This window comes from Candidatus Neomarinimicrobiota bacterium, from assembly GCA_017656425.1.
Classification (GTDB): domain Bacteria; phylum Fidelibacterota; class UBA2242; order UBA2242; family B5-G15; genus JACDNV01.
Genome location: JACDNV010000004.1, coordinates 80,905 through 103,776, shown reverse-complemented (window position 1 = coordinate 103,776; position 22,872 = coordinate 80,905). Strand labels below are relative to the sequence as shown.

The 22,872-nt window shown below is 32.0% G+C and carries 11 protein-coding genes, 1 tRNA gene and 1 pseudogene; all 13 read left to right on the top strand.

Going from position 1 to position 22,872, the window contains the following annotated elements; all coding sequences use genetic code 11:
• Positions 1-9 precede the first annotated feature (9 nt).
• The 13 genes and pseudogenes from H0Z29_04270 (at position 10) to H0Z29_04210 (ending at position 22,561) form a co-directional block, all read left to right on the top strand.
• Positions 10-2,016, top strand: a complete 2,007-nt coding sequence (locus tag H0Z29_04270; protein MBO8130720.1) for a cellulase family glycosylhydrolase — start codon at positions 10-12, stop codon at positions 2,014-2,016.
• Between the two features lie 43 nt (positions 2,017-2,059).
• Positions 2,060-2,593 (top strand): hypothetical protein, encoded by a 534-nt coding sequence (locus tag H0Z29_04265; GenBank protein ID MBO8130719.1) that lies wholly within the window; start codon positions 2,060-2,062, stop codon positions 2,591-2,593.
• A gap of 149 nt (positions 2,594-2,742) precedes the next feature.
• Positions 2,743-5,751 carry a carboxypeptidase-like regulatory domain-containing protein gene (locus tag H0Z29_04260; GenBank protein ID MBO8130718.1) on the top strand — a complete coding sequence of 1,003 codons (3,009 nt, stop codon included), beginning with the start codon at positions 2,743-2,745 and terminating at the stop codon, positions 5,749-5,751.
• 17 nt (positions 5,752-5,768) lie between these two features.
• Positions 5,769-7,475 carry a T9SS type A sorting domain-containing protein gene (locus H0Z29_04255; protein ID MBO8130717.1) on the top strand — a complete coding sequence of 569 codons (1,707 nt, stop codon included), beginning with the start codon at positions 5,769-5,771 and terminating at the stop codon, positions 7,473-7,475.
• 63 nt (positions 7,476-7,538) lie between these two features.
• Positions 7,539-10,817: a right-handed parallel beta-helix repeat-containing protein gene (locus tag H0Z29_04250; protein MBO8130716.1), complete on the top strand. Its 3,279-nt coding sequence runs from the start codon at positions 7,539-7,541 to the stop codon at positions 10,815-10,817.
• A gap of 498 nt (positions 10,818-11,315) precedes the next feature.
• The gene (locus H0Z29_04245; protein ID MBO8130715.1) at positions 11,316-12,923 is read left to right on the top strand and encodes a sodium/solute symporter; all 1,608 of its coding nucleotides are present in this window, start codon (positions 11,316-11,318) and stop codon (positions 12,921-12,923) included.
• An 80-nt stretch (positions 12,924-13,003) separates the two neighbouring features.
• Positions 13,004-15,079 carry a cellulase family glycosylhydrolase gene (locus H0Z29_04240; GenBank protein MBO8130714.1) on the top strand — a complete coding sequence of 692 codons (2,076 nt, stop codon included), beginning with the start codon at positions 13,004-13,006 and terminating at the stop codon, positions 15,077-15,079.
• A 16-nt stretch (positions 15,080-15,095) separates the two neighbouring features.
• A complete protein-coding gene (locus H0Z29_04235; protein ID MBO8130713.1) occupies positions 15,096-15,950 on the top strand; it encodes a glycoside hydrolase family 16 protein in 855 nt (284 codons plus the stop codon).
• Between the two features lie 98 nt (positions 15,951-16,048).
• Positions 16,049-16,122 (top strand) — tRNA-Arg (locus tag H0Z29_04230).
• A 571-nt stretch (positions 16,123-16,693) separates the two neighbouring features.
• Positions 16,694-18,040: an extracellular solute-binding protein gene (locus H0Z29_04225; GenBank protein MBO8130712.1), complete on the top strand. Its 1,347-nt coding sequence runs from the start codon at positions 16,694-16,696 to the stop codon at positions 18,038-18,040.
• A 3-nt stretch (positions 18,041-18,043) separates the two neighbouring features.
• A complete protein-coding gene (locus tag H0Z29_04220; GenBank protein MBO8130711.1) occupies positions 18,044-19,510 on the top strand; it encodes a HAMP domain-containing histidine kinase in 1,467 nt (488 codons plus the stop codon).
• A gap of 16 nt (positions 19,511-19,526) precedes the next feature.
• Positions 19,527-20,979, top strand: a pseudogene (locus H0Z29_04215) (sigma-54-dependent Fis family transcriptional regulator).
• A 154-nt stretch (positions 20,980-21,133) separates the two neighbouring features.
• Positions 21,134-22,561, top strand: a complete 1,428-nt coding sequence (locus H0Z29_04210) for a hypothetical protein (GenBank protein MBO8130710.1) — start codon at positions 21,134-21,136, stop codon at positions 22,559-22,561.
• Positions 22,562-22,872: the final 311 nt, after the last annotated feature.

Below are 22,872 nucleotides of genomic sequence, written 5' to 3'. Positions count from 1 at the left end.
GGTATGATAATGTTAAGAGGTAGTTCTAGGTTAAAATTATTAATACTTGTCTTAGTTATTAATACGACGATAGTAAATTTGTTTTCATCTGATTATGTAAAAGCAGCTGGATTTGTATTTTTGGATACATCAGGGAATGAAATACTGTTTAGAGGTATTGGATTGGGTGGTTGGTTAGTACCAGAAGGATACATGCTTCGTATGCCAGGTTATGGTTCCCCTACTTCCATTAGAGAAATGGTAGAGGAGTTGATAGGAGTTGAAAATACAAGAGAGTTCTTCATATTATATAGAAAATATTATATACAGGAAAAAGATGTGAAGAGAATATCCGAGCTTGGATTTAATTCCATAAGAATACCCCTTCATTATGATCTTTTTATGGATGCTAATTTATCATTTAGCTACGAAAGTGAAGGAATTCATATTCTTGATTCATTATTGACTTGGTGCAAAAAATATGGTTTGTATTTAATTCTGGATTTGCATTGTGCTCCAGGTGGTCAAAATGATGGAAATATAAGTGATAGTCCAGGCAGAGCTGAATTATGGTTATATGAAGAGAATAAGAAAAAAACAATTGATTTTTGGGATTTTATTTCAGAAAGATATAAAAACGAAAAAGTGATAGCGGGATATGACTTATTAAATGAACCCGTCTTACCACAGGGTATTTCAACAACGGAATTGAGAAATTTATACATAAAGATAAAAGATGAAATAAGAAGCAACGGAGATAATCATCTATTATTTATAGAAGGTAATTGGTATGCTACAGATTTTTCTAATCTTGAAGTTCCATTTGATGTAAATATGGCTTATGCGTTCCATAAATACTGGAGTGATCCTGCCGCAAATACCATTAACCAATATATAGAAATGCGAAGAAAATATCTTAGACCGTTATGGCTTGGCGAGTTCGGTGAAAATTCCAATCACTGGTTCTCTGAGGTAATCAGTATTGCAGAGAAAAACAGTATTAGCTGGAACTGGTGGACTTATAAGAAAATCGATGCTACATCTGTTATTTACTCTGTTAAATTGACCGATGATTATCAAAGAATTATAGATTACTGGAATGGGAATGCTTCAAAACCTTCCTTAGAATTTGCTAAAAATGCACTTTTTACCTTAGCGAAAAAATTTGATATGGATAGCTGTGAGTTTCGAAAAGATGTGGTATCGGCTTTATTGGATAAGGATTTTAAAAAAACAAATAAGCCTTTTGCTGACTTAAGGGTTCCTGGATTGATACCTGCAGTGTTTTATGATCTGGGGCAGAATGGGATAGCCTATGGTGACAAAAACTATCAAATGATAACTTATCCAAATTGGGTAGCATGGAATAGTGGTGGAGAATTTAGAAATGATGGTGTCGATATCGAGGTATCTGAAGATGAAAATGGTATAAAATACAATGTTGGATGGATTGAAGATAATGAATGGCTGAAATACACAATTGATATAGTGACATCTGGTATATACAGTCTTAAATTAAGGGTTGCATCCCCAAACAATACAGGCATAATGAATATTTATTTAGATGATAATCCGATTGCTTCTAATATAATGGTTGAAAATACTGGAGGGTGGAAAGCATGGAGAGATATCACTATTGATAGTATTCATTTGGATGAAGGCCAATATGAGCTAAAAGTTTTATTTGTTAAAGGTGGTTTTAACCTTGAATATTTAAAATTTGAACTTATCCATTCAAACATCTATCAAAATATTGAAGATGGGATTTTCTTGAACAGGAATTTCCCCAACCCATTTAACAGTGTAACTAATATACCAATTGTGTTGAATGATAAAAAGAAAGTAAAAGTAGTCATTTATTCACTTGATGGGAAAATTATCAACCATTTATATGATGGGGAAATGGATTGTGGGTTAAGTTTTTTGCGTTGGAATGGCAGAGACAATTTTGGGAGGGCTGTTCCCTCGGGTGTTTATTTTTATAAGATTATCTGTAACGGGGTACAGGATATAAAAAAGATGTTGTTATTAAGATGATCAATCACTTTATTAATATTTCAATACATCTAGGATTAAAGTGTTGAAGTTTTTGCATATTAAAATATTAGTTACTGTATTAGTTTGGATTATTCTTATAAAATGTGGTGCTGAAGAACCTACATTTTTAAAGCGTAAAAGCGAGAAGAAGCTTTCAGATAATTATTATCTTTACTGGAATATATCTAATGATACAATTTATTTTGAAATTATGGCAAGGACAAAAGGCTGTGTTGCATTGGGGTTCCCTGTAAATACTGATGGTTCAGAAGCAGATTTTATAATTGGGTACGTTAAGGAGAGTATGGTTTATTTAAATGATGGATTTAAACTTAGTGGTGAAGAAAAGCAGATTCCAGATGTCATTTTAGGTGGTAGTAACGATATAATAGAGTTCAAAGGCAGGGAATGGAATAATTTTACCATCATTGAATTTTCAAGGAAACTGAACACTCAAGATCAGTTTGATTATAGCATAGATCCAAAAAAGTCTAATAAAGTTATTTGGGCGATAGGTGATAACGATTCCATTAACGGGGAATTTATTGAATTCGGGACAGACGAAGTTGTTTTTTAATAATTTATTGTAAAGGTAGTTTTATAAAGGTAATCAGGGATTATTATTTTTATTTAGCAACTTTTGTAAAGTTAAACTCAGTCAGGTCGTACCATTTTGTTATTAAATGATACATTGTGAATGATTATTTAACAAAAGGGGCAGAAAAAATGATACAACTTCATCGTTTAATACTGATTTTTTCAATCATCGTATGTACCCTTAATGCGTCCAGATATGGAATATTGACAGGTAAAACCGTAGATGAACAAGGTAATCCACTGCCAGGTGCTAACATTATGATTAAGGATTTAAATATTGGTACCGCGTCTAATATTAAAGGGGAGTTTATATTATCCTCCATACCGCCTGGTAGTTACGAAGTTATGGTTAGTTATATAGGATATAAGACAAAGAACATATCGATTACTATAAAAGAGAATGAAGTAAGATATTTAGATATAGTTATGGAGGTTAGTCCTGTTAAAGGAGAAAAGGTTGTGATACAGGCTCAGGCACGTGGACAGATTCAAGCAATAAACCAACAGATTGGAATGGTAAATATAGCAAATGTAATCTCATCAACTCAAATTCAAGAGTTACCAGAGGCAAATGCTGCAGAGGCGATAGGTAGACTACCAGGTGTATCATTGCAGAGATCTGGAGGCGAGGGTAATAAGCTTGTTATTAGAGGTCTTGCTCCTAAATACACTAAGGTACAGATAAACGGTATAACAATGAGTCCAACTGATTCTTATGATAGAAGTACAGATTTAAGTATGATTTCTCAATATATGCTATCTGGAATTGAGCTTTTCAAATCATTGACAGCGGACAAAGAAGCGGATGCCACAGGTGGGGTTGTTAATTTTGTTATAAGAGAAGCTCCTGAAGTTCCACAATTTAATATCATTGTACAGGGTGGGTATAATGATCTGACAAATAATTTAAAGAATTATAAGGTTATCCTCAGTGGTAGCCGAAGGTTTTTTAATAATAAAGTTGGAATATTTTTACAGCTGGATACAGAGAGAAAAGATGCAAGCTCAGAGGAAATGGGTAATAATGTATATTCAAAAGAAAGAGAAGATGGTCCTGTTTTAACAGATTTGGTAATGGTTAGAGATGTTAAAAGAAATATAAAGAGGTATAACGCTACTCTGGTATTAGATTACAATGGGATTACAACTAAGATAAAAACCAATACTTTTTTAAGTCTTAAAAAAACAGGTATAGATGAGCGCGCTATGAATTTTAGTTTGCAATGGCGTAATACACCGGTCAGTGTACTATCTGAAAATAATTGTTTGAGTGTAATAACAAATTCTGTTGATGTAAAAAAAGTTATTGGAAAAATGGAGTTAGATGCCTCTGTTGGTTATTCTTATTCTCAGAATTCTACTCCAGAACAATTATATGCTTGGGCTGTAGATGTCGATAATAGATCATTTCCATCTAATATCAATACAAGGGAAAACCTCCATCCCTATGATGTGCAGAGCGTTATGATTTTAGATACTTTAACCTATACTTATAAAGATAGAGTAGAAAAATATATTGGTGTTGATCGAAAGTTAGGAGATTTGTATCATAGAAAATTTAGTTCGGATGGTTACCATGCAGTTTCTAAGATAGATTTCCTTTATAAAGATATTCTAAGTACCTCTATGTTCAAACTTGATCTAAAATGGGGTGGGATGTATAAGAATACCGTTCGTAGCTATGACCAGGATGTATTATACGCTATGTTGAGTGGGCAGTTAAATCAAGATTTAATTAACAGAGACATGTATTTTTATTTATTTGGAGAGGAGGATTTAAAAAAAGGTAATAAACTATCTACCTTCTGGTGTGCTAAAAACATGAGTTATTGGAATCTGGGGGCAGGCTCGAGCTACATTTTAGCGTATGATTTGTATGATAAAGAATATAAAAACATCAGTATTCTTGATGATAAATTTATGATCGATTGCTCACTTGATCTTGATAAGATTAAAGAACTTAATGACCATATAATTGCTGATCAGGATGATTCAATTAGTTATTATGATAACCAGCAGGAGAGTATTATTTATGATTATGATGGAAAAGAAATTTACTATGCAGGGTATTTAATGATGACCGTGGGATATGGTCCCTTTACTTTTATACCTGGTATAAGATATGAGAGAAACAAAACAATCTATACGGGTTATAGGGGAGATGCCAGAGACCTAACAGCTGCATGGTTGCCCTTCAATAAATGGTATAAAGTAAAAAAAGAAAGAGAAAATAGTTTTTTTCTTCCCATGATTCATTTTGTATATAAACCAAAGAAGTGGCTAAATGTAAAATTTGGATATACCCATACTTTGCAACGTCCAAACTATAGTGATATTGTTCCAACTGTACTGATAACCAATCCTATTAGCGGGCCTATTGTTTGGCATAATTTTAATCTTCAACCAGAAAAGGCAAGAAATTATGATGTTGAATTCGCTGTTGTTTCAAACAAAGTAGGACTATTTTCAACCTCTTTATTTTACAAAACAATAAGAGATATGATTTATTATGCAGGTAACTGGGTTGTAACTAAGGAAGAGCTTGACTTTTTTGAAGGATTAGATAGTAAGACCATAGGAAGAACGGTAACCTTTGCGAAGAATAATAAATATAAAGCCATTGATTACGGAATAGAGTTTCAGTGGATGTCAAATTTCTGGTATCTGCCGGGGATATTAAAAGGTTTGGTCTTAAATATTAACTATACAAGGAATTTCTCAGAGACAAAGTACTTCCGAAACAGAGTAATAATAGACTATGACGAGAATTTTATGCCAATTTATAGGAATGCGGATACTACTTATGCTGAAAGAATGGTCTATCAACCCGACCATATTCTAAATTTGACAGCTGGGTTTGATTACAAAGGATTCTCAGTAAGATGGACTTTTAGGTATAAATCAAACATATTTACTAACACCAATTGGTACGAAGATTTGAGAGGTTATTCATCCGACTTTTTTAGACATGACCTTTCTTTAAGACAGAAACTTCCTATTAAGGGTATGGAGTTTTACCTTAATTTCAATAATTTAAACAACGAGTATGAGAAAAATGTTATAAAGTTTAAGGAACTACCAATATATGAGAGATATTACGGTAGAACTATCGATTTTGGAATTAAATATGAATTTTAAAAAAATAGGGAGGAACTATGCTAAGATTAAAACCATTTTTAGCTATAACAATATTATTTTTGATGATAGTAATTCATCCAGAGTTTCTTTTTTCCGGGGTTATTGAAAAAGGAGATACACTACTTATAGGTAATCATAAACCAGACGGTTCTTTGAGTGGTGCTCTTGATTACTGGATTTATAATGATGTCGATGAAAATGGAAAACAAAAACATAAGGTTTATGAGCTTTATAGAGATTCTGTTTATTTGGTAGAAAATGTAATTCGTTTTGATGAAGATATTCAAATAGTTGCTCAGAAACCTACAAAGGATAAAAGACCACCCGTTGTAAGACCTGGTTTAAAACCTGATGGTACAACGCCGCCGTGGTTATTCGAGTTTCATGAAAGTGCCGTGCTTAAAAATTTATGGATCACAGGGATAAGACCCGATGGAGTGGGGGCTTGTGGTCAATATGTAATAAACGTTGTGGACCATGAAGGCACAAGCTATACATTTGATGGGCTTATTATTGAAGCACCTTATACTGGATGGGCGGCTGTTCAGGGGACAGGTTCCGGTAGAAGTACATGGAAAATTTTGAACTGTTTGGTTTTTAGTGTTGGTATGCCAGGAGTTAAATGGAATGGTGTGGTATTCTGTGAATCAGGTCCTGGTATCCCAAAAGACAGTGTTATTTGCAGAAATAGTACTTTTTTTAATGTAGGTGGGTATACAGCTGATTGTGAAGGGCCGACTTTATATGGTGAGTTCAAGAACAACACTCTTGTAAATACATGGACACAGTCTCACCAATTCAATTGGATAGTTGAATGCCATGTGGAAAATAATATATTCTACAACTGTTATATGGCATCTGAGGATATAGAAGAGGTGAACAATAGAGTTCCGACTAAGGATGTTCATGGTCTTGTACATTTATTTGAGCTTGACTCTTTGACCAGAGACTCCCTATTCTGTAAAATGAAAGGATATGATCCTAATGGAGATGGACATTTTGCGGAAGATGAACGCGTTTATACATTAAAGAATAATGTTTATTACTGGATTCCAGAAGTTATTGAATGGTGGAATAATAATGAATTTGGCGTGTTGCCTCAAAAGTGGATGGCAGATTATATAAAAGAGCATTTTTTTGATAATGATGAAGGATATCCTAATTTTGTTGACAGTAATAATGTAAATGTTGATCCCCAATTCAATGTGGAAGTATGTGATCCTGAAGTTATTATTGGAAATCTTAATGGTATATGGGATCCATGGAAAGATGGAGTTTACTACTTTCATGAGCCGCCAGATGCCTTACTTACTTTTGAATGGCCAATCGAAGATTATATTGATTTATCATATAATGCAAATTTAGTAGACGATAAGGGTAATCCCCTTGGTGATCCGAGGTGGTGGAAAGAGGCTGGTATAGAAGAAGATAAAAAATTAAAACCTGTAGCCTTTGAGCTTTATCAGAATTATCCCAATCCATTTAATTCTACGACTTCAATAAAGTATGAGATAAAACAAAAATCTAAAGTTAAATTGTATATTCTAAATTCGAGAGGTCAAATAGTGCGAATTCTTGTAAATGGTAGACAGGATGTTGGTTTATATAAAATAACTTGGGATGGAAGAGATGATAATGGACATGTGCTGTCAAGCGGTGTTTATTTCTACAAATTAGAAGGTAAATATAAAAGTATTGTTAAAAAAATGGTTTTTCTAAAATAGAAACGACAGTTTAGAAATAAATAGGATTATATTTAATAAACATAAGGAGTAGGATTGATAGTGATGAAATATTATAAATATCTTTTTGTATCTATTTTTCTGATTGCAACTATTTTATGTAATAAAAGTGTCAGTCAGATAGGTGCTAGTTTCCCATATAGAAGATACGAAGCTGAATTCGGGAATTGGGGCGCTGGATCGATTTTACACGAGTCAAAAATGTTTATCCAGGATAGCACAGCCTCAGAAGCGTCAAACCAATCATATATAGGACTACCTCTAGCAGGTGACTATGTTGAATGGACTATAAACGATAGTGCTGATGGGATCAATATCAGGTTTATGTTACCGGATTCACCAGAAGGTAATGGAGTAAATGGCTTATTGGGAGTTTATGTAAATGGAGAAAAAATATTTGATATTAATTTAACCTCATATTGGTCATGGCAATATTTCCCCAGTTCAGATCCTACAAATACTCCTTCAGAAAGACCCAGAATGAGGTTTGATGAGGTACATTTCAAACTTGATAGCCCTTTAAAACCTGGAGATATATTGAGATTTACTAAGGAAGGAAGAGACAATTATGAATATGGCATAGATTTTATAGAAATAGAAAAGATTCCCGAAAAAGTACCTAAACCAGATAGTGCATTATCTGTAACTGACTTTGGTGCTGTTCCTGATGATGAATATGATGATTCGGAGGGGTTTAACGATTGTATATATGAAGCAAAAAATCAGGGCAAAGATGTATACATACCCGAAGGTAAATATTTGCTAAGCAAACAATTAGTTTTAGATATTTCGAATATAAAAATTATTGGAGCGGGTATATGGTATACAGAGATATTTTTTACCAATGATAGCATAAGTGGAGGAGGAATTGTAGGTGGGGATAATTGTTCTAATGTAGAGATTGCACATATATACTTGAATAGTGTGATAAATAGTAGATTCTATAATGATAAACCCGAACAGCAGTATATTTACAAATGTTTCATGGGGACTTTTGGCAGCAATTCTATAATTCATGACATATGGGAAGAGCATTTCGAATGTGGTTTCTGGATAGGCGATTATTCGTATCCTATGAAATATACCGATAACTTGATTATTTATAATTGTAGAATAAGGAATAATTATGCTGATGGAGTGAATTTTACTCAGGGAACGAGCAATTCCATTGTTAGAAATTGTAATATCAGGAATAACGGAGATGATGGTTTAGCTTGTTGGCCCTATGATGATTTAAGTGCAAAGATGTCTGAAAATATTATTTTTGAAAATAATACAATTGAGCATAATTGGCGAGCGGGAGGAATAGCAATTTTTGGGGGTAATGGTCATATAATAAGGAATAATATTATTAAAGATAATTTTGCCGGATCGGGTATTAGACTAACGACTGATTTTTCAGGATATAATTTTGAATATACTGACGAGATAACCTTTGAAAATAACTTAATTATTAAGTGTGGCACAAGTTATGATTTATGGGGATACGAGAGAGGAGCGGTAGAGCTTGCAGCAACATTAAAAGAGATTAAAAATATTAATTTTATAGACTTGAATATAATAGATGCCCAGAGAGATGGTATTATGATTGGCGGTAACGCTGGGTTTTCGAATATATTATTTAAAAATGTAGTCATTGATGGTACAGGGCTTGATCCTTATATTGAATCAAAGCGTATAGAAACTCATGAAGGTAAAGCTATAGTTGTTTGTACAGGTATAGGTGAAGCAGAGATAAATGGATTAACTATTTCTAATATTGAGTCAGATGAACCTATATATGTTAAAGAAGGATTTAATTTGAAGATAAATTATACAAATATAGCAATTGAAGATATCATGTTGAATCCAAAATTAATGGAATTGCCGAGGTTGAAGATTGATACAGTAGCTCTTAATACAATACCACAATATGCTTCAAACTATTCAATAAATTGGGTATTAACGGATACTAATATTGCAGTAATAGTAGATACGAGTAACACCTTTGCTTCAATTATGGGAAAATTGCCCGGCAGATCATATTTAATAGCATATACACCGGATAATCTTATAAGGGATACGTGTATTATAGATGTGATTCCGGCAGTAAATATTTATTCCCCGGATCAATTTTGCCTGGAAGATGGTGATTCTGCAATTGTAGTTATCGATGCCTTTGGAATAGACAACGATATCTCTGTAAAATATAGTGTAGAAGGTTCTGCAGAAGTAAATGATGATTTTATTATAATCGAAAACATAGATAGTGTTATCAATTTAAACTCATCCAAATTTGTGGATACTTTGACTATAAAATCCATAAATGATGAAATAGTGGAGGGACCTGAGTATATTAGTATCCTACTCGTAAGCGGTGAAAATTATATAATCGGTGGTAAAGGAAGCTGTATAGTAACAATACTGGATGACGACATGGGCGATATAAAACCACCTATTATTGGGATAACAAAAACTCCCTGTATAATCGATGGTAATATTGATCCAATGTGGGCAAATACACCCGCAATGCCAATTAACAATGTCGTAATAGGTAATAAACAAAACGATTTCTATGCCGAATGGAAAGCAATGGCAGATAAATCTAATTTGTATATTTTGGTTAATGTCAAGGATTCTGTGTTGATAAACGACTCAGGGTCAGACTGGTGGGAAGATGACGCTGTAGAAGTTTTTATAGATGGTGATAACAGTAAAGGTAAATCTTATGACGGTATAAACGATTACCAGTTGGGATTTAGAATAAAAGATGACGCTATAAGCATTGGTGCAAATTCGTTGAGTAGAGTTGATGGCATTGAGTTTTGTATTAAAGAGGTTGATAGTGGATATTTATTGGAACTTTTGATCCCGTGGCAAACAATTGGTATTTCACCAGAAGTTGGCGATGTTATTGGATTCGATATTGGTATAGATGATGATGATGACGGAGGAGATAGAGAATCTCAAATTGTGTCTTTAGCTGAGAATGAGGAAGGGTGGAAAAATCCCGGTGTTCTTGGGGAAGTGTATATAGGTTTGTCAAAGAATGATATTGACCATGTTGAGATAAACCAAACCGGTAGATTTAAGCTAAATAGAATTTATCCAAACCCATTTAATTCCAGAACGTGTGTAGAATATACAATTCCATATGAATCAAATTTAGATATAAAAATTTATAACGTTAAAGGTCAGGTAGTAGAAAAAATGGATGAAGGTAAAAAGGCTCCAGGAGATTACAAATCAATCATCGACGCTAAGGGTTTGCCTTCAGGATTATATTTTATAGTATTTGAAACATCATTTGATAGGGAAGTGCAAAAAATTCTTTTAATTAAGTAGAGACGATGGGTCCAGTGAATAAAGAAACAAGTAAATCATTTTCTATTATTAAATATATATTTAAAAATAAAGTTTTTACTCACCAGGCAATATTAATGTAATTGGTTTTTCAGTAAAAAATGGTATACCGCACTAATTTGTTGAAAGACCAGGAAAGCAGATAATTCAATTATTGTGCCCTGGGATTAAATTTAAGAAAAAATTGAATCTATATTCTGGTTTCAAAATAGTAGAAGTAGTGATTGGATAAATATAAACCTTGCATCAGGAGGAGGTACCACGATAAAGTTTATCCCAATATGTAGTAAATGTTAAAAAATAATTAATATATAATTATCATTTTGATAACTTTTAATGACATTTTTAGCAACCATTTATAGCCTTATCGTCGGGTTAATTTGTTGATTTAATTAAAAATAATTTTGGTATAAACATTGATATAAATGGTAGAGAACATATTGTTTTGTCTGACCAATATACTACGTTTATGAGTGATTGATGAATAATTTTGAGAAGTTGGATTGGATATTTATAATCAGCTATTTTGGGTTAATATCCATTATCGGTATGTGGGTATCCCAGAGAAAAAAAACATCTAATGACTATTTCCTTGCCGGGAAAAAGATGAGCTGGCTTGCTGTAGGTGCTTCTTTATTTGCAGCCAATATTAGTAGTGAACATTATATAGGATTGGCAGGATCAGGAGCAACCTCTGGCTTAGCAGTTGGGAATTTTGAGTGGTTGGCTATATTTGCATTATTATTACTTGGGTGGTTATTTGTCCCATTTTATTTAAGAAGTAGTGTATTTACAATGCCTGAGTTTTTGGAAAAACGATATGGTAAGTCATGTAGAATGTATCTGACTTCAGTATCAATAATTTCTTATATAATTACAAAGATGTCAGTTACTATATTTGCGGGAGCACTATTATTAAATTTTATAATGGGATGGAATATGGTAACCAGTTCTATATTACTTGTTATAGTTACAGGGCTTTATACTATTGCGGGTGGTTTAGAATCTGTAGTCTATACTAGTATTATACAAACATTATTATTAATTGTTGGCGCATCAATATTGACTATCTTTGGATTGAAAGAAGTTGGCTGGATAGCTGGATTGAGAGAAAAGGTTCCATCAGATTTCTTTTCGATGTTCAAACCAATTAACCATCCTGATTTCCCATGGACTGGTATAATGTTTGGGGCTCCTATTTTAGGTGTCTGGTACTGGTGTACGGATCAGTATATTGTGCAAAGGGTTTTAGGTGCAAAGAATATAGAACATGCCCGGGCAGGTACAATTCTCGCAAGCTATTTAAAATTATTGCCAGTTTTTATATTGGTATTACCTGGTATAATTGCAGTAGCAATGTTCCCTGGGGTTAAAAGTGACCAGGCTTTTCCAATGCTCGTTTCAAGTTATTTGTTACCTGCTGGACTAAAAGGATTAGTAATAGCAGGATTATTAGCAGCACTGATGTCTTCGCTTGCAAGTTGTTTCAATAGTATTTCAACTTTATTCACAATGGATTTATATACAAATTTAAGATATGGAGCAGGTGAAAAGGAACTTGTCCTCGTGGGCAGACTCGCAACAACGGCAATGGTAATATTGAGTATTTTATGGATTCCTTTTATACGAAGCATAAGCTCTCAGTTATTCGTATATTTGCAATCTGTTCAGGCCTATATAGCGCCTCCAATAACTGCTGTATTTGTCATTGGTATTTTATGGAGAAGAGCAAATAACACCGGCGCATTCACAACATTAATTTTTGGAGCTATAGTTGGAATGTTGAGACTTGTTTTAGAAATATTGTGGAAAAAGGGATTGATATCTCTTGGTCCTTTGGCATGGTTTGTTCAAATGAATTTTTTGCATTTTGCAATTCTGTTGTTTTTAACATCCGTTTTAATTATGTACTCTGGTAGTCTATTCTCACGTAAAACCGATATTTATAAATCAAAGTACATTGAACATTCTATCGGTAGAAATTGTAATTTTAAATTGAACTCCATTTCAAATTTTGATAAATATAATTTAATCTTTTCTGTTATTGTAGTATCATTGCTGGTTGTCTTATGGATAGTTTTCAGGTGATTAAAATTATCATGATTATGGCATATGAATCGAATAAGATTAATCCTATTTTATTTTTATGATAGATTGAAAGGATATTTATGATAGTAAGATCTAAGTTAGTTAAGAAAGTTATTTTTTTAATTATTATTCTGGTTGTTATTAGTGATTTAGCTGCTAAGTTTACGACAAAAGGGAAAGATTTTATTGATAGAAAAACAGGTGAAAGAGTAATCCTTCGTGGTTTTGGTATCGGATGTTGGTTATTACCCGAAGGATATATGTGGGGTATTGGAAAATACGATCGACCTTGGCAATTTGAAAAGGCTATTGAGGAATTGATAGGCGAAGAGGATGCAAGAAAGTTCTGGGAGATTTATCATAGAAATTTCTTTACTGAGGAAGATGTAAAGGCGATGAAGATGTGGGGTGTAAATTCTATCAGGATTGCGCTTCTTGCGTCCTGGTTGCAGCCAAGAGATAGTCAGCCGGATAAACCTCCATTTATATATTCTGAATATGGTTTTAGTCTTCTTGATAGTGTGGTAAAATGGTGTGAGAGACATGATGTTGGGCTTATTTGGGATATGCATGGTGCACCCGGGGCACAGAATGCTGAGAATATTTCTGATAGTGATGGTGAAGCGAGGCTGTGGTCCGAAAAGGAAAAATATTGGCCGAGATTGATTGATTTGTGGTATAAGATTGCCGAGAGATATAAAGACTCAGATGTAATAATAGGTTACGATCTTCTAAATGAGCCGTTGCTTATCAGATATGGTTATGATCCCAAACTACTAAGGGAGCTATACCTTGTTCTTACTGACACAATAAGAAGGGTTGATTCCCTTGGAATAATATTTATTGAGGGAGATGATTGGGCACAAAATTTTGATATGCTTGAACCAATAGACTGGGATCCACACATAGCAATAGCTTTTCATTCATATCCACCAACTTCTGACGAAAAGGGATTAGTAAGATGGGAGAAGCTCAGGGAAAAATATAATATTCCTTTATGGCATGGTGAAACTGGAGAACAGGGACCTCCCTATGACTTAAACAGGAAAGCTACAAAATTTCTGGAAAGTCGGAATGTAAGCTGGTCCTGGTGGACTCATAAAAAGTTTGATAATGTTACCCAGCCTTGGTCGGTTATTAGAATTCATGGATTTTTGAAAATTTTAGATTATTGGAATGGGAATGCGGATAGACCCGGTAGAAGAGAAGCGAGAAAATTTCTATTCTTGCAAGCAGAATTAACTAATTCTAAATATTGTCAATTTTATCCAGATATGGTATCTTCGCTCAATGGGTTGGATGTGAAAAAATATTTAGAAAGTAGAAGTATTGAAGAACCAAAAATTTATGTGCAACCTGTTAATCTGAAAGTAGAGGAGGGAGGTGCATTTCAAAATGCTGTAGTTGCTACAGGTTACCCTTTAAATTATCAATGGTATGTAAATAAAAAGTCATTACCAGGACAAAACAAAGCAAATATAGTTATATCTAATGTTACTATGGAAAATAATGGTGATAAATATTACGTAGTGGTCTATAATTCGAAAGGCTATGATATTAGTAAGGAATTTATACTTAAGGTTACGCCGTTTAAGGGAGTGAATATAAGAAGAGCTACAAGTTCAATAGTTATCGACGGTAAGTTAGATGATGATTGGAAAAGGGTCAATGAGCTTACCTTTGAAAACCTTATATATCAGGAGAAGTGGGATAAGCAGGATATTTTGGCTAAAGTTAGATTACTGTGGGATAATAAAGGACTATATTTATTTATTAATGTGCAGGATAATGTTTTAATAAATAATCGAGATGGAATTGAAGTATATATAGATAGTGATAACAATAGAGCAGACGGTTATACGAAGCACGATTGTTTTTTTAAAATCTATTTGAATGGGGATTTCAGATTAATAAGAGGTGCCAATATCAATCCTGAATTTAAAATTGAAAATAGTAAAAATGGTTATATAATCGAACTTGCTATGTTTTGGGAAGATCTATCCATTAATATGAGTGGAAATAATTTCATAGGTCTAGACATACATGTAATAGATGCAGATAATGAATATTCAAGAAAGAAGCTTACTTTATTTAATAAAACTGATTCAGCCTACAGATCAACATTTAAATTAGGCACAGTAAAAATAGTTGAATAATAGTGGGTTGAATGTCATGGCAAAGAAATATGCTTATTTATTTTTAATTATGATAGTTGTGTTGATTTTAGTTAATTGTGAAAAGAACACAGTAAATGGCAATGATAAAGGATTTAATGATAAAAAATTTGATGAGTGGAAACTAATCTGGGACGATGAATTTGAAGAAGAGGAAATTGATTCTACCAAGTGGGTATATGATATTGGAGGACATGGATGGGGTAATAAAGAATTACAATATTATACAAATAGACCGATAAACTCTTTTATAGAAAATGGTAAACTCATAATTCAAGCAGTTAAAGAGAGTTATATAAAGGATGGAAAAGAATGGCAATATACATCAGCTAGAATCAAAACGATGAATAAAGGAGACTGGAAGTATGGTAGAGTAGAAGTGAAAGCTAAACTTCCTTATGGCCAGGGAATTTGGCCAGCAATATGGATGTTGCCAACAGAGTGGAAATATGGAGGTTGGGCTGCAAGTGGTGAGATAGATATAATGGAAATGCTGGGACATGAAACAAATAAAGTTTATGGAACGATTCACTATGGTGGGCAATGGCCAGATAATGTACATACCGGTAAGTCATTTGTTCTAAAAGATGGTGATTTCAGTAAAGAATTTCATACATTTGCTATAGAATGGGATACAACTTATATCAAATGGTTTGTCGATGATTCATGTTATCAAATGCAAACAGAATGGTGGTCTTCTGGCGGTCCTTACCCCGCTCCCTTTGATCAAAAATTTCACCTAATAATGAATATTGCGGTTGGTGGGAATTGGCCAGGATATCCTGATGAGACCACTGAATTCCCTCAACGGATGGAAATAGAATATGTAAGAGTATATCAGAAGATCAGGTAAAATATATTTAAAATAAAACTTTGTTAGTATTGACTCAATAAAAGATTGATTTTAAAGTAGAATATTAGAAAATTTATATACGATTTTTAAAAAGTGATGCCCCGATAGCTCAACAGGATAGAGCATCTGCCTTCTAAGCAGAGGGTTGCAGGTTCGAGTCCTGCTCGGGGTACAAAAATTTAGATAATGGATTAATAAGCAATTATTACACTAAAGCATCTGCCTTTTAGTTGTGGGTTTGTATAGACTCATACCATGCTAATAAGCAAGTTTTTTATTTTACGCTATTTTGCATCTCATTGATAATTTTGTGTGAGAATGGGCATATATTTTTCTTTTTGGAGTACATAATGTTCTTTTCTTTATTTTTGTTCATTTCAGGATAAGAAATTTCAGAATATTTTCGTGAACTCTCATAGAGTTAATTAGGATAACTAGCTTATTTCATTCTTACAATTGGCTACTTTTATGTTTAAGATTTAATGACACACACTATCGGGTATTTTCTCATTTGTGATAGTGGGTGTATTTATAGCTCTATGATTTTCCCTGAAGATCTCGTATTCCGCATCTACAATCAAGTATGAATATCTTCTATCAAGTAATTGCTATATCCATATTATAATTTTTTCATCCAGCTCAGTTAGAAGTCCTCACTCCATTGACTTGACTTAAAGAAATTCGTTGGCTTAATCTTTTGTAATTGTGTTAATAGTTATCTATTATTAATTTTGTATTGTATTATGAATGTATCAAATTACAAATCAAATACTTATCATAACGTCGATAGGATAATTATTGTCTTTATGATTGTGGTCTCTGCAATTTTTATCTCACTTTTGATTTATTTATCACCTATAAATTTTATAGGAAAGAATACCGGACCTATTAAGCTCTATTATATTGACCATCTCTCGGAGGCACACAGGATTATTATAGATGAGTTTAATAAAGAATATAAAGGAAGTATAGAAGTTATCCCTATTGATTTATCTTTTGAGAAATTCAGTACCAACGAAAGAAAAGAATTACTAAGCCGTGCACTACGTACAGAAAGCAGTATGATAGATATTTTTGCAGTTGATCAAATATGGGTTGAAAGGTTTTCCAAATGGGCGAAACCATTATCTGTTTATTTTGATAAATCGGAGCTTGATCAAATTTTACCTGTAGCATTAAAAATGTGCTATGTTAATGGTGAACTTTATAGTTTACCTTTATTTCTTGACATAGGAGTTCTTTATTATAGAAAGGATATTTTAAGAAATTATCCTGAATATAGAGATATTGAAGGGGATTCTTATAATTTTACTTGGGATGATATATTTTATATAAAAGAAAAATATTGTAAAAATAAACCTGTTTATGTCTTTCAGGCAGATAATTATGAGGGACTGATTTGCAACTTATTTGAAATAGAAGGTGGATTAATCGGTATTGTCGATGATTTTTATAATTTCAGACTGAATTCGACAGGATTTATTCAGACATGCAATTTCGTTAATAATTTAATATATAAATATAAGATATGTCCGGAAGAGGTACTTGTTTTAAAGGAAATACCAAGCTATGAATATGCCTTAAATAATGATATAGTATTTTTTAGAGGATGGTTGAGTCTAGTAAAAGCGAATAAAGTTCTTGGCAGGGATACACTAAAATTTAAATATGTTGGTTTTACTCGAACGATATATGATAAAGGTAAAAAATCTTTCCCTATTCTTGGTGGATGGAATCTTATGATTTCCAAATCTTGTAGGCATTTAAAAGAGGCTTTAACCTTTATAAGGTTCTTAATATCTTATAAGTCACAGCGGATTTTAAAAGATGTGGAAGGTTATCTTCCTGTAATAAGAAGTATATACCAGGATACAAACTACGTTAATAATGACAGAGTTTTAAGATTTGCAAAAAATTATTTGAATATTGGCATAAGCAGACCTATGGATAAAAATTATACTCGTATATCAGATATTATTTCAATGAAGACCAATCAATATTTTAAAGGGAATCTTAATTTTAAGGAAGTTGTTAGACAAATACTAAACGACATAGAAAAAATTAGAAATCGAAATATTCCGAAAAATTGAGAGATGAAAAAGTTATTAAACAAAATTACCAAATATCACTTTGAAGCTTGGCATTTGATACTTTTAATTTTAATAATTGTTACTTTTCATACAATTTTAACCTTTATTCACAATAATTCAACAAAAGTAGTTATATCAAGGTCTATTGAAATTTTCAGAAAGGAAATGGTGGAAAGAATTGCCGATCTTACTACCACTTCATTGGAAATGTTAGTTGAGCAAGTACGCTCTAATCCTCCTGAAAGAGAGGAAGAAAAATTAAAAGTTATAGAAAAACTGAATATAATATTGAATCAACAGCTATTACAAAAAAGTGTAAAGAAGATATGTATAGTTGCCGAAAGAGGGAATACTATTTACTTTATAAAAGATGGTAGAAGTCTGTATAATTTTCTCTTTGGGGCTCCTGATGAAATAAAGATTTCTGAAATAGATAATGATGCTTTTAAGATGTATATAACATTGCGGGATTCTGTTTACGATTTTGAAAAAATATACAGTCACTTAAAAGAGGGAAATATTGTAGAAGTGGTAGTTCCTTTTATACCATGGGGGGAGTTTCATGGGCTGGTATATATGAAGGTTGTTCCTGATATAAGCAATATTATAAGAGTTATATCTTCGTCTTATAGCGAAATTGGAGCTGTTTTTTCTGTTTTAATCCTTTTTGGTTTGCTCGGAATGTTTTTTATATCGAATTATGTTTTGAGAGAAAGGGATGATGCATTGAGAGAGCTTTATAAAGAAAAGGAAATTCAGATAAGGAAGGAGGTGGAGCGCAGAAAGGAGATCAATTTTGCAAATAGAATTTATCATGCTCATCATAAAGCAGAGAAAATTATGGGATTTGTTAATGAAGATTTAAGTAGTCTCAGTAAAGATAATATTGAGGAAGTAAAAATTCGGGTTATTAAATACGCAAAGTTTATATCTAGAGTTATATATGATATGAAAATTATTGAGCCACCAATACATGTAGTGAGAAGTAATATTTTTAAAACTAATGTTAATGAAGTTATTAGATTCCTCATAAATAATGTATTTTTGAGAGTTTATAAAAAAAGCGATGAGTATGATTTTGAATTAAATTTAGACGATGTATTTCCTGTTTTAAATGTAAACGAATACATATTATGGGAGATAATTGAGCCTTTGATACAGAATAAAATAGACCATAATAACCGTGAAGGGTTGGTTATATTTATAAAAACGGAGTATGATGAAAAGGCTTTGGAAGGGCGAATATTTATAGAAGACAATGGTGAGAAGTTTAAAGAGAAACTTTTAGAATTTAACCAATTCGGATATCAGAGGATTTTTGAAGAGAATGTTTCTACGAAAGGTGATAGAAATTCAGGTTTTGGATGCTATATAGCTTATGAGAATTGTAAGAGGTGTGGATGGAAAATATTTGCGGAAAATCCTGTGAATTCTGGAGCTAGATTTAAGATTATAATACCAATATCGTAAATATCAGGAGATAACTATGTTCTCATATGATAAAAAAATAAGAATCATTATTATTGAGGATGAAGAATTTGATGTTAAGAGAATAAGAAATACCCTTAGCCCACTTGGAAACTCCTGTGAGATTAGTGCAATTTTTTCAAGTGGGAAAAAGGCGGTTAAGTATATTGAGGATTATGCCTATGAAAATGATGTGGTAATTATGGATTATCAGATTTCAGGAAGTTTATATGGGGAGGAATTGATAAAGAGTATAAAATCAAAAGATCCATTTATTCAGGTTATAGTCATCACTAAAAAAACGATTGATCATTCAGATATATATTTTGCAGACAAATTGCTAAAGAATGGTGCGTGTTGGTATGGGACTAAATATCCGGCGGATATAGGGGAATATATCTATCAACCTACAGATTTTGTTCTTGCAGTTTTAAATGCGTATGAAAGGAAACGGCTTGAATGTGAAAAGCATAAGACAAAATTAAAATTTCAAAAAAATATAGATTCAATTTTATCTGAGAATGAAATAATTGGGGTATCTGATGAAATCAAGCGAGTGAAAGATTTAATTCTCAAGTATGCTATCTCTGATGCAAATATATTGATAACCGGCAAATCTGGAGTGGGTAAAGAATTGGTTGCAAAAAACATCCACTATAGAAGTAAGAGAAGATACGAGAATTTTGTAGCTGTTAACTGTGCAGCAATCCCAAATGATCTAATTGAAAGTGAATTGTTTGGTTATACTAAAGGTTCATTTACAGGTGCAAAAGAATCCAAACCAGGATTATTCGAACAGGCGAATGGGGGAACCATTTTTCTTGATGAAGTTGGAGAAATGTCTCACGAGGCTCAGGCAAAACTTCTTCGAATAATTGAGACTGGAGAGCTTGAAAAAATTGGAAGAGAAAAATCATATAAAGTTAATGTGAGAATAATCTCTGCTACCAATTCGGATATAAAATCTCTACTAAAGGAAAAAAAAATTGAGGGTAGACTTATTTTACAGACTCAATGTGTTAAATATAAATGTAAAACCATTAATGGAGAGAAAAGAAGATATACCGGTTCTCTTAAAATATTTTATCGATAAGTTTTCCGATGAATATAACACTATAAAACCAGAAATCCCTGATGATGTCTTAACTTCATTGATTAATTATGAGTGGCCTGGTAATGTAAGGCAATTAAAAAATTTTATACAGAGGATTTTATTAAATGGATTTGAAAAGATAACTCAAAAAGTATTGAATGAATATTTACACATTGAAGATATTCCTATTTGTGAAGTAGGTGAGATGGATTTTACATGTAATAAAATAATACCTCTAAAAGACTTTGAAAGGGAAATGAGGAAAAAATATTTTATGTATGTCAGGGAACAAACAAAGTCAGATACAGAGGCTGCTAAAATGTTAGGGCTTGCTCCATCTAATTTTTACAGAATGTGTAAGGAGTTAGGTCTTAAATAATTAAATTTTATCAATTTGATAAAATAAAATTGTTTTTCTGTTAAAAGTAATTAATTAATCATAGATTTCCCCGTCGGTAAAATGTGTCTTAGTCAATCTGGCCTATTTTTTGTTTTTGTAATTCTGAGTTATTGAACTCCTTTGTAAAATGGGAATGAGTCTTATATTTTATACTGCAATCATACTTATAGTTTTTATATTATCTGTACTGGGGGTTTTGCTTGTTTCATACATAAACAGAATAATAAGAAAACCTTTAAATAGTATTTTCGCTCTTTTTTTCAGTTTTATCATCGCTGGGATATTTTTCGATTTCATTTATCTTAAAATAATAGTTAATGTGTCAAATTACAGTTTTTGGTTGATAATTCTATCATTAATCCCTGTGGTAGTTATTGTAATTTATATTTTTTATCCCAATTTTGAACCTGCTGGTTTCTGGCAAGAGATATTACCAAAAGCCATGAAACCTTGCAGATATACACTGGCAAGTATTGAGTTGCTATTTATTATGACATTAAGATTATTTGCTTTTATTGGTATAACTAAGTTGGTTTTCGGAAGACTTTTTAATGACGATATAAGTTTGATTTCTACTCTGCTATTAATAACAACAGGTATATATGCGATAATAGCCCAATATAAGTCTATAATGATAAATAGTTTTTGGCAATCTTTAATGGTAGTATTATTTTTAACGTTGGTTTTTTTTGTGACCTATGCCGGTTCAAAGAACTTTGTTTATTATTTAAGTAATAAGCCAAATTTAGATATTTTACAATTGCTATCTATATCATATCCATCTTTTATTAAAATTGATAATTTCTCGTTTCTGATATTGATGATAATTATCGGAATTTATTACTGGTTTATACATAGATATAACTACCAAAAGCTGAAATATATAATTCCTAATGAGAGGAATAAATATTTGTTAATTCCTATTATTCCACTTATGATAGTTATATTCTTTTTAATTTTTATAATCTCCAGTATAGATGGCAGAATTCAATACTTATTCGATACTAGTTTTTCAATTGTAAATATATTTATGTTATTTTCAAATCTCATTCATGTAATTGTATTTTTAATTTTCACTTTAATTTTTAATGTTGAAATGTCTGTAACCCTTAGAAGTGGAGCAAACCTACTTGTATCAGAAATTATGCACGGTGTTCGTGGGGTATATACCAGTTGTAGGGAAGAACTACTAAATCAGCTTGTGATAATTGGTTTTATTTTTATTGGGATTTTATTTAATTATTCGAATATAATTATGAATCGTGGTATAATAATCAATATCATAAAGGTATATTTGTATTATATATCTATAGTAACCGGCATATACCTAGGATATTTTTTAATTAGAAGAAATGAAAAGATAATTTTGTTACCTTCTATACTAGCAGGGTTTATCTTGGTAATACTTATGTACGTTTGCGATGTAGCTGATGATAGTGGCTATTTATTACCTGTGGAGCCAGTAATATTATTACTGATATTTACAATACTAATTTTTGTTCTTTCAAATTACATTTACCAGTTATTATTTAGAAAGAATTTCATCTCAAATTCAAAGTAATTCAGCTAATTATTTATATATATTATTTATCAAATAGTCTTTTATCGAAATGGTAAGTACTACTTTAGTTTGAAATTGGATTAGATATACAAGTAGCAGGCGATAATTATATGTCGAAGATGGAATAATATTACCGAAATAAATAATTATTTTTAATTATATCAATTTAAAATTAAATATTGGTTTTAAGGTTAAATTTTTGAAAAATTGAGGGCAATTCTTAAAAGGTTATATTCCGTTAGCTCAACAGAATATATCATTTGTTTTGTAAACAGAGGGTTGCCTAGAATAGAACCATATAGAGCAGGATC

Excerpts from the sequence above, each read along its gene's own strand:
- H0Z29_04235 (MBO8130713.1), top strand. The coding sequence starts at position 15,096 with ATGGCAAAGAAATATGCTTATTTATTTTTAATTATGATAGTTGTGTTG.
- H0Z29_04250 (MBO8130716.1), top strand. The coding sequence starts at position 7,539 with ATGAAATATTATAAATATCTTTTTGTATCTATTTTTCTGATTGCAACT.
- H0Z29_04220 (MBO8130711.1), top strand. The coding sequence starts at position 18,044 with ATGAAAAAGTTATTAAACAAAATTACCAAATATCACTTTGAAGCTTGG.
- H0Z29_04225 (MBO8130712.1), top strand. The coding sequence starts at position 16,694 with ATGAATGTATCAAATTACAAATCAAATACTTATCATAACGTCGATAGG.
- H0Z29_04240 (MBO8130714.1), top strand. The coding sequence starts at position 13,004 with ATGATAGTAAGATCTAAGTTAGTTAAGAAAGTTATTTTTTTAATTATT.
- H0Z29_04270 (MBO8130720.1), top strand. The coding sequence starts at position 10 with ATGTTAAGAGGTAGTTCTAGGTTAAAATTATTAATACTTGTCTTAGTT.
- H0Z29_04210 (MBO8130710.1), top strand. The coding sequence starts at position 21,134 with ATGAGTCTTATATTTTATACTGCAATCATACTTATAGTTTTTATATTA.
- H0Z29_04245 (MBO8130715.1), top strand. The coding sequence starts at position 11,316 with ATGAATAATTTTGAGAAGTTGGATTGGATATTTATAATCAGCTATTTT.
- H0Z29_04255 (MBO8130717.1), top strand. The coding sequence starts at position 5,769 with ATGCTAAGATTAAAACCATTTTTAGCTATAACAATATTATTTTTGATG.
- H0Z29_04260 (MBO8130718.1), top strand. The coding sequence starts at position 2,743 with ATGATACAACTTCATCGTTTAATACTGATTTTTTCAATCATCGTATGT.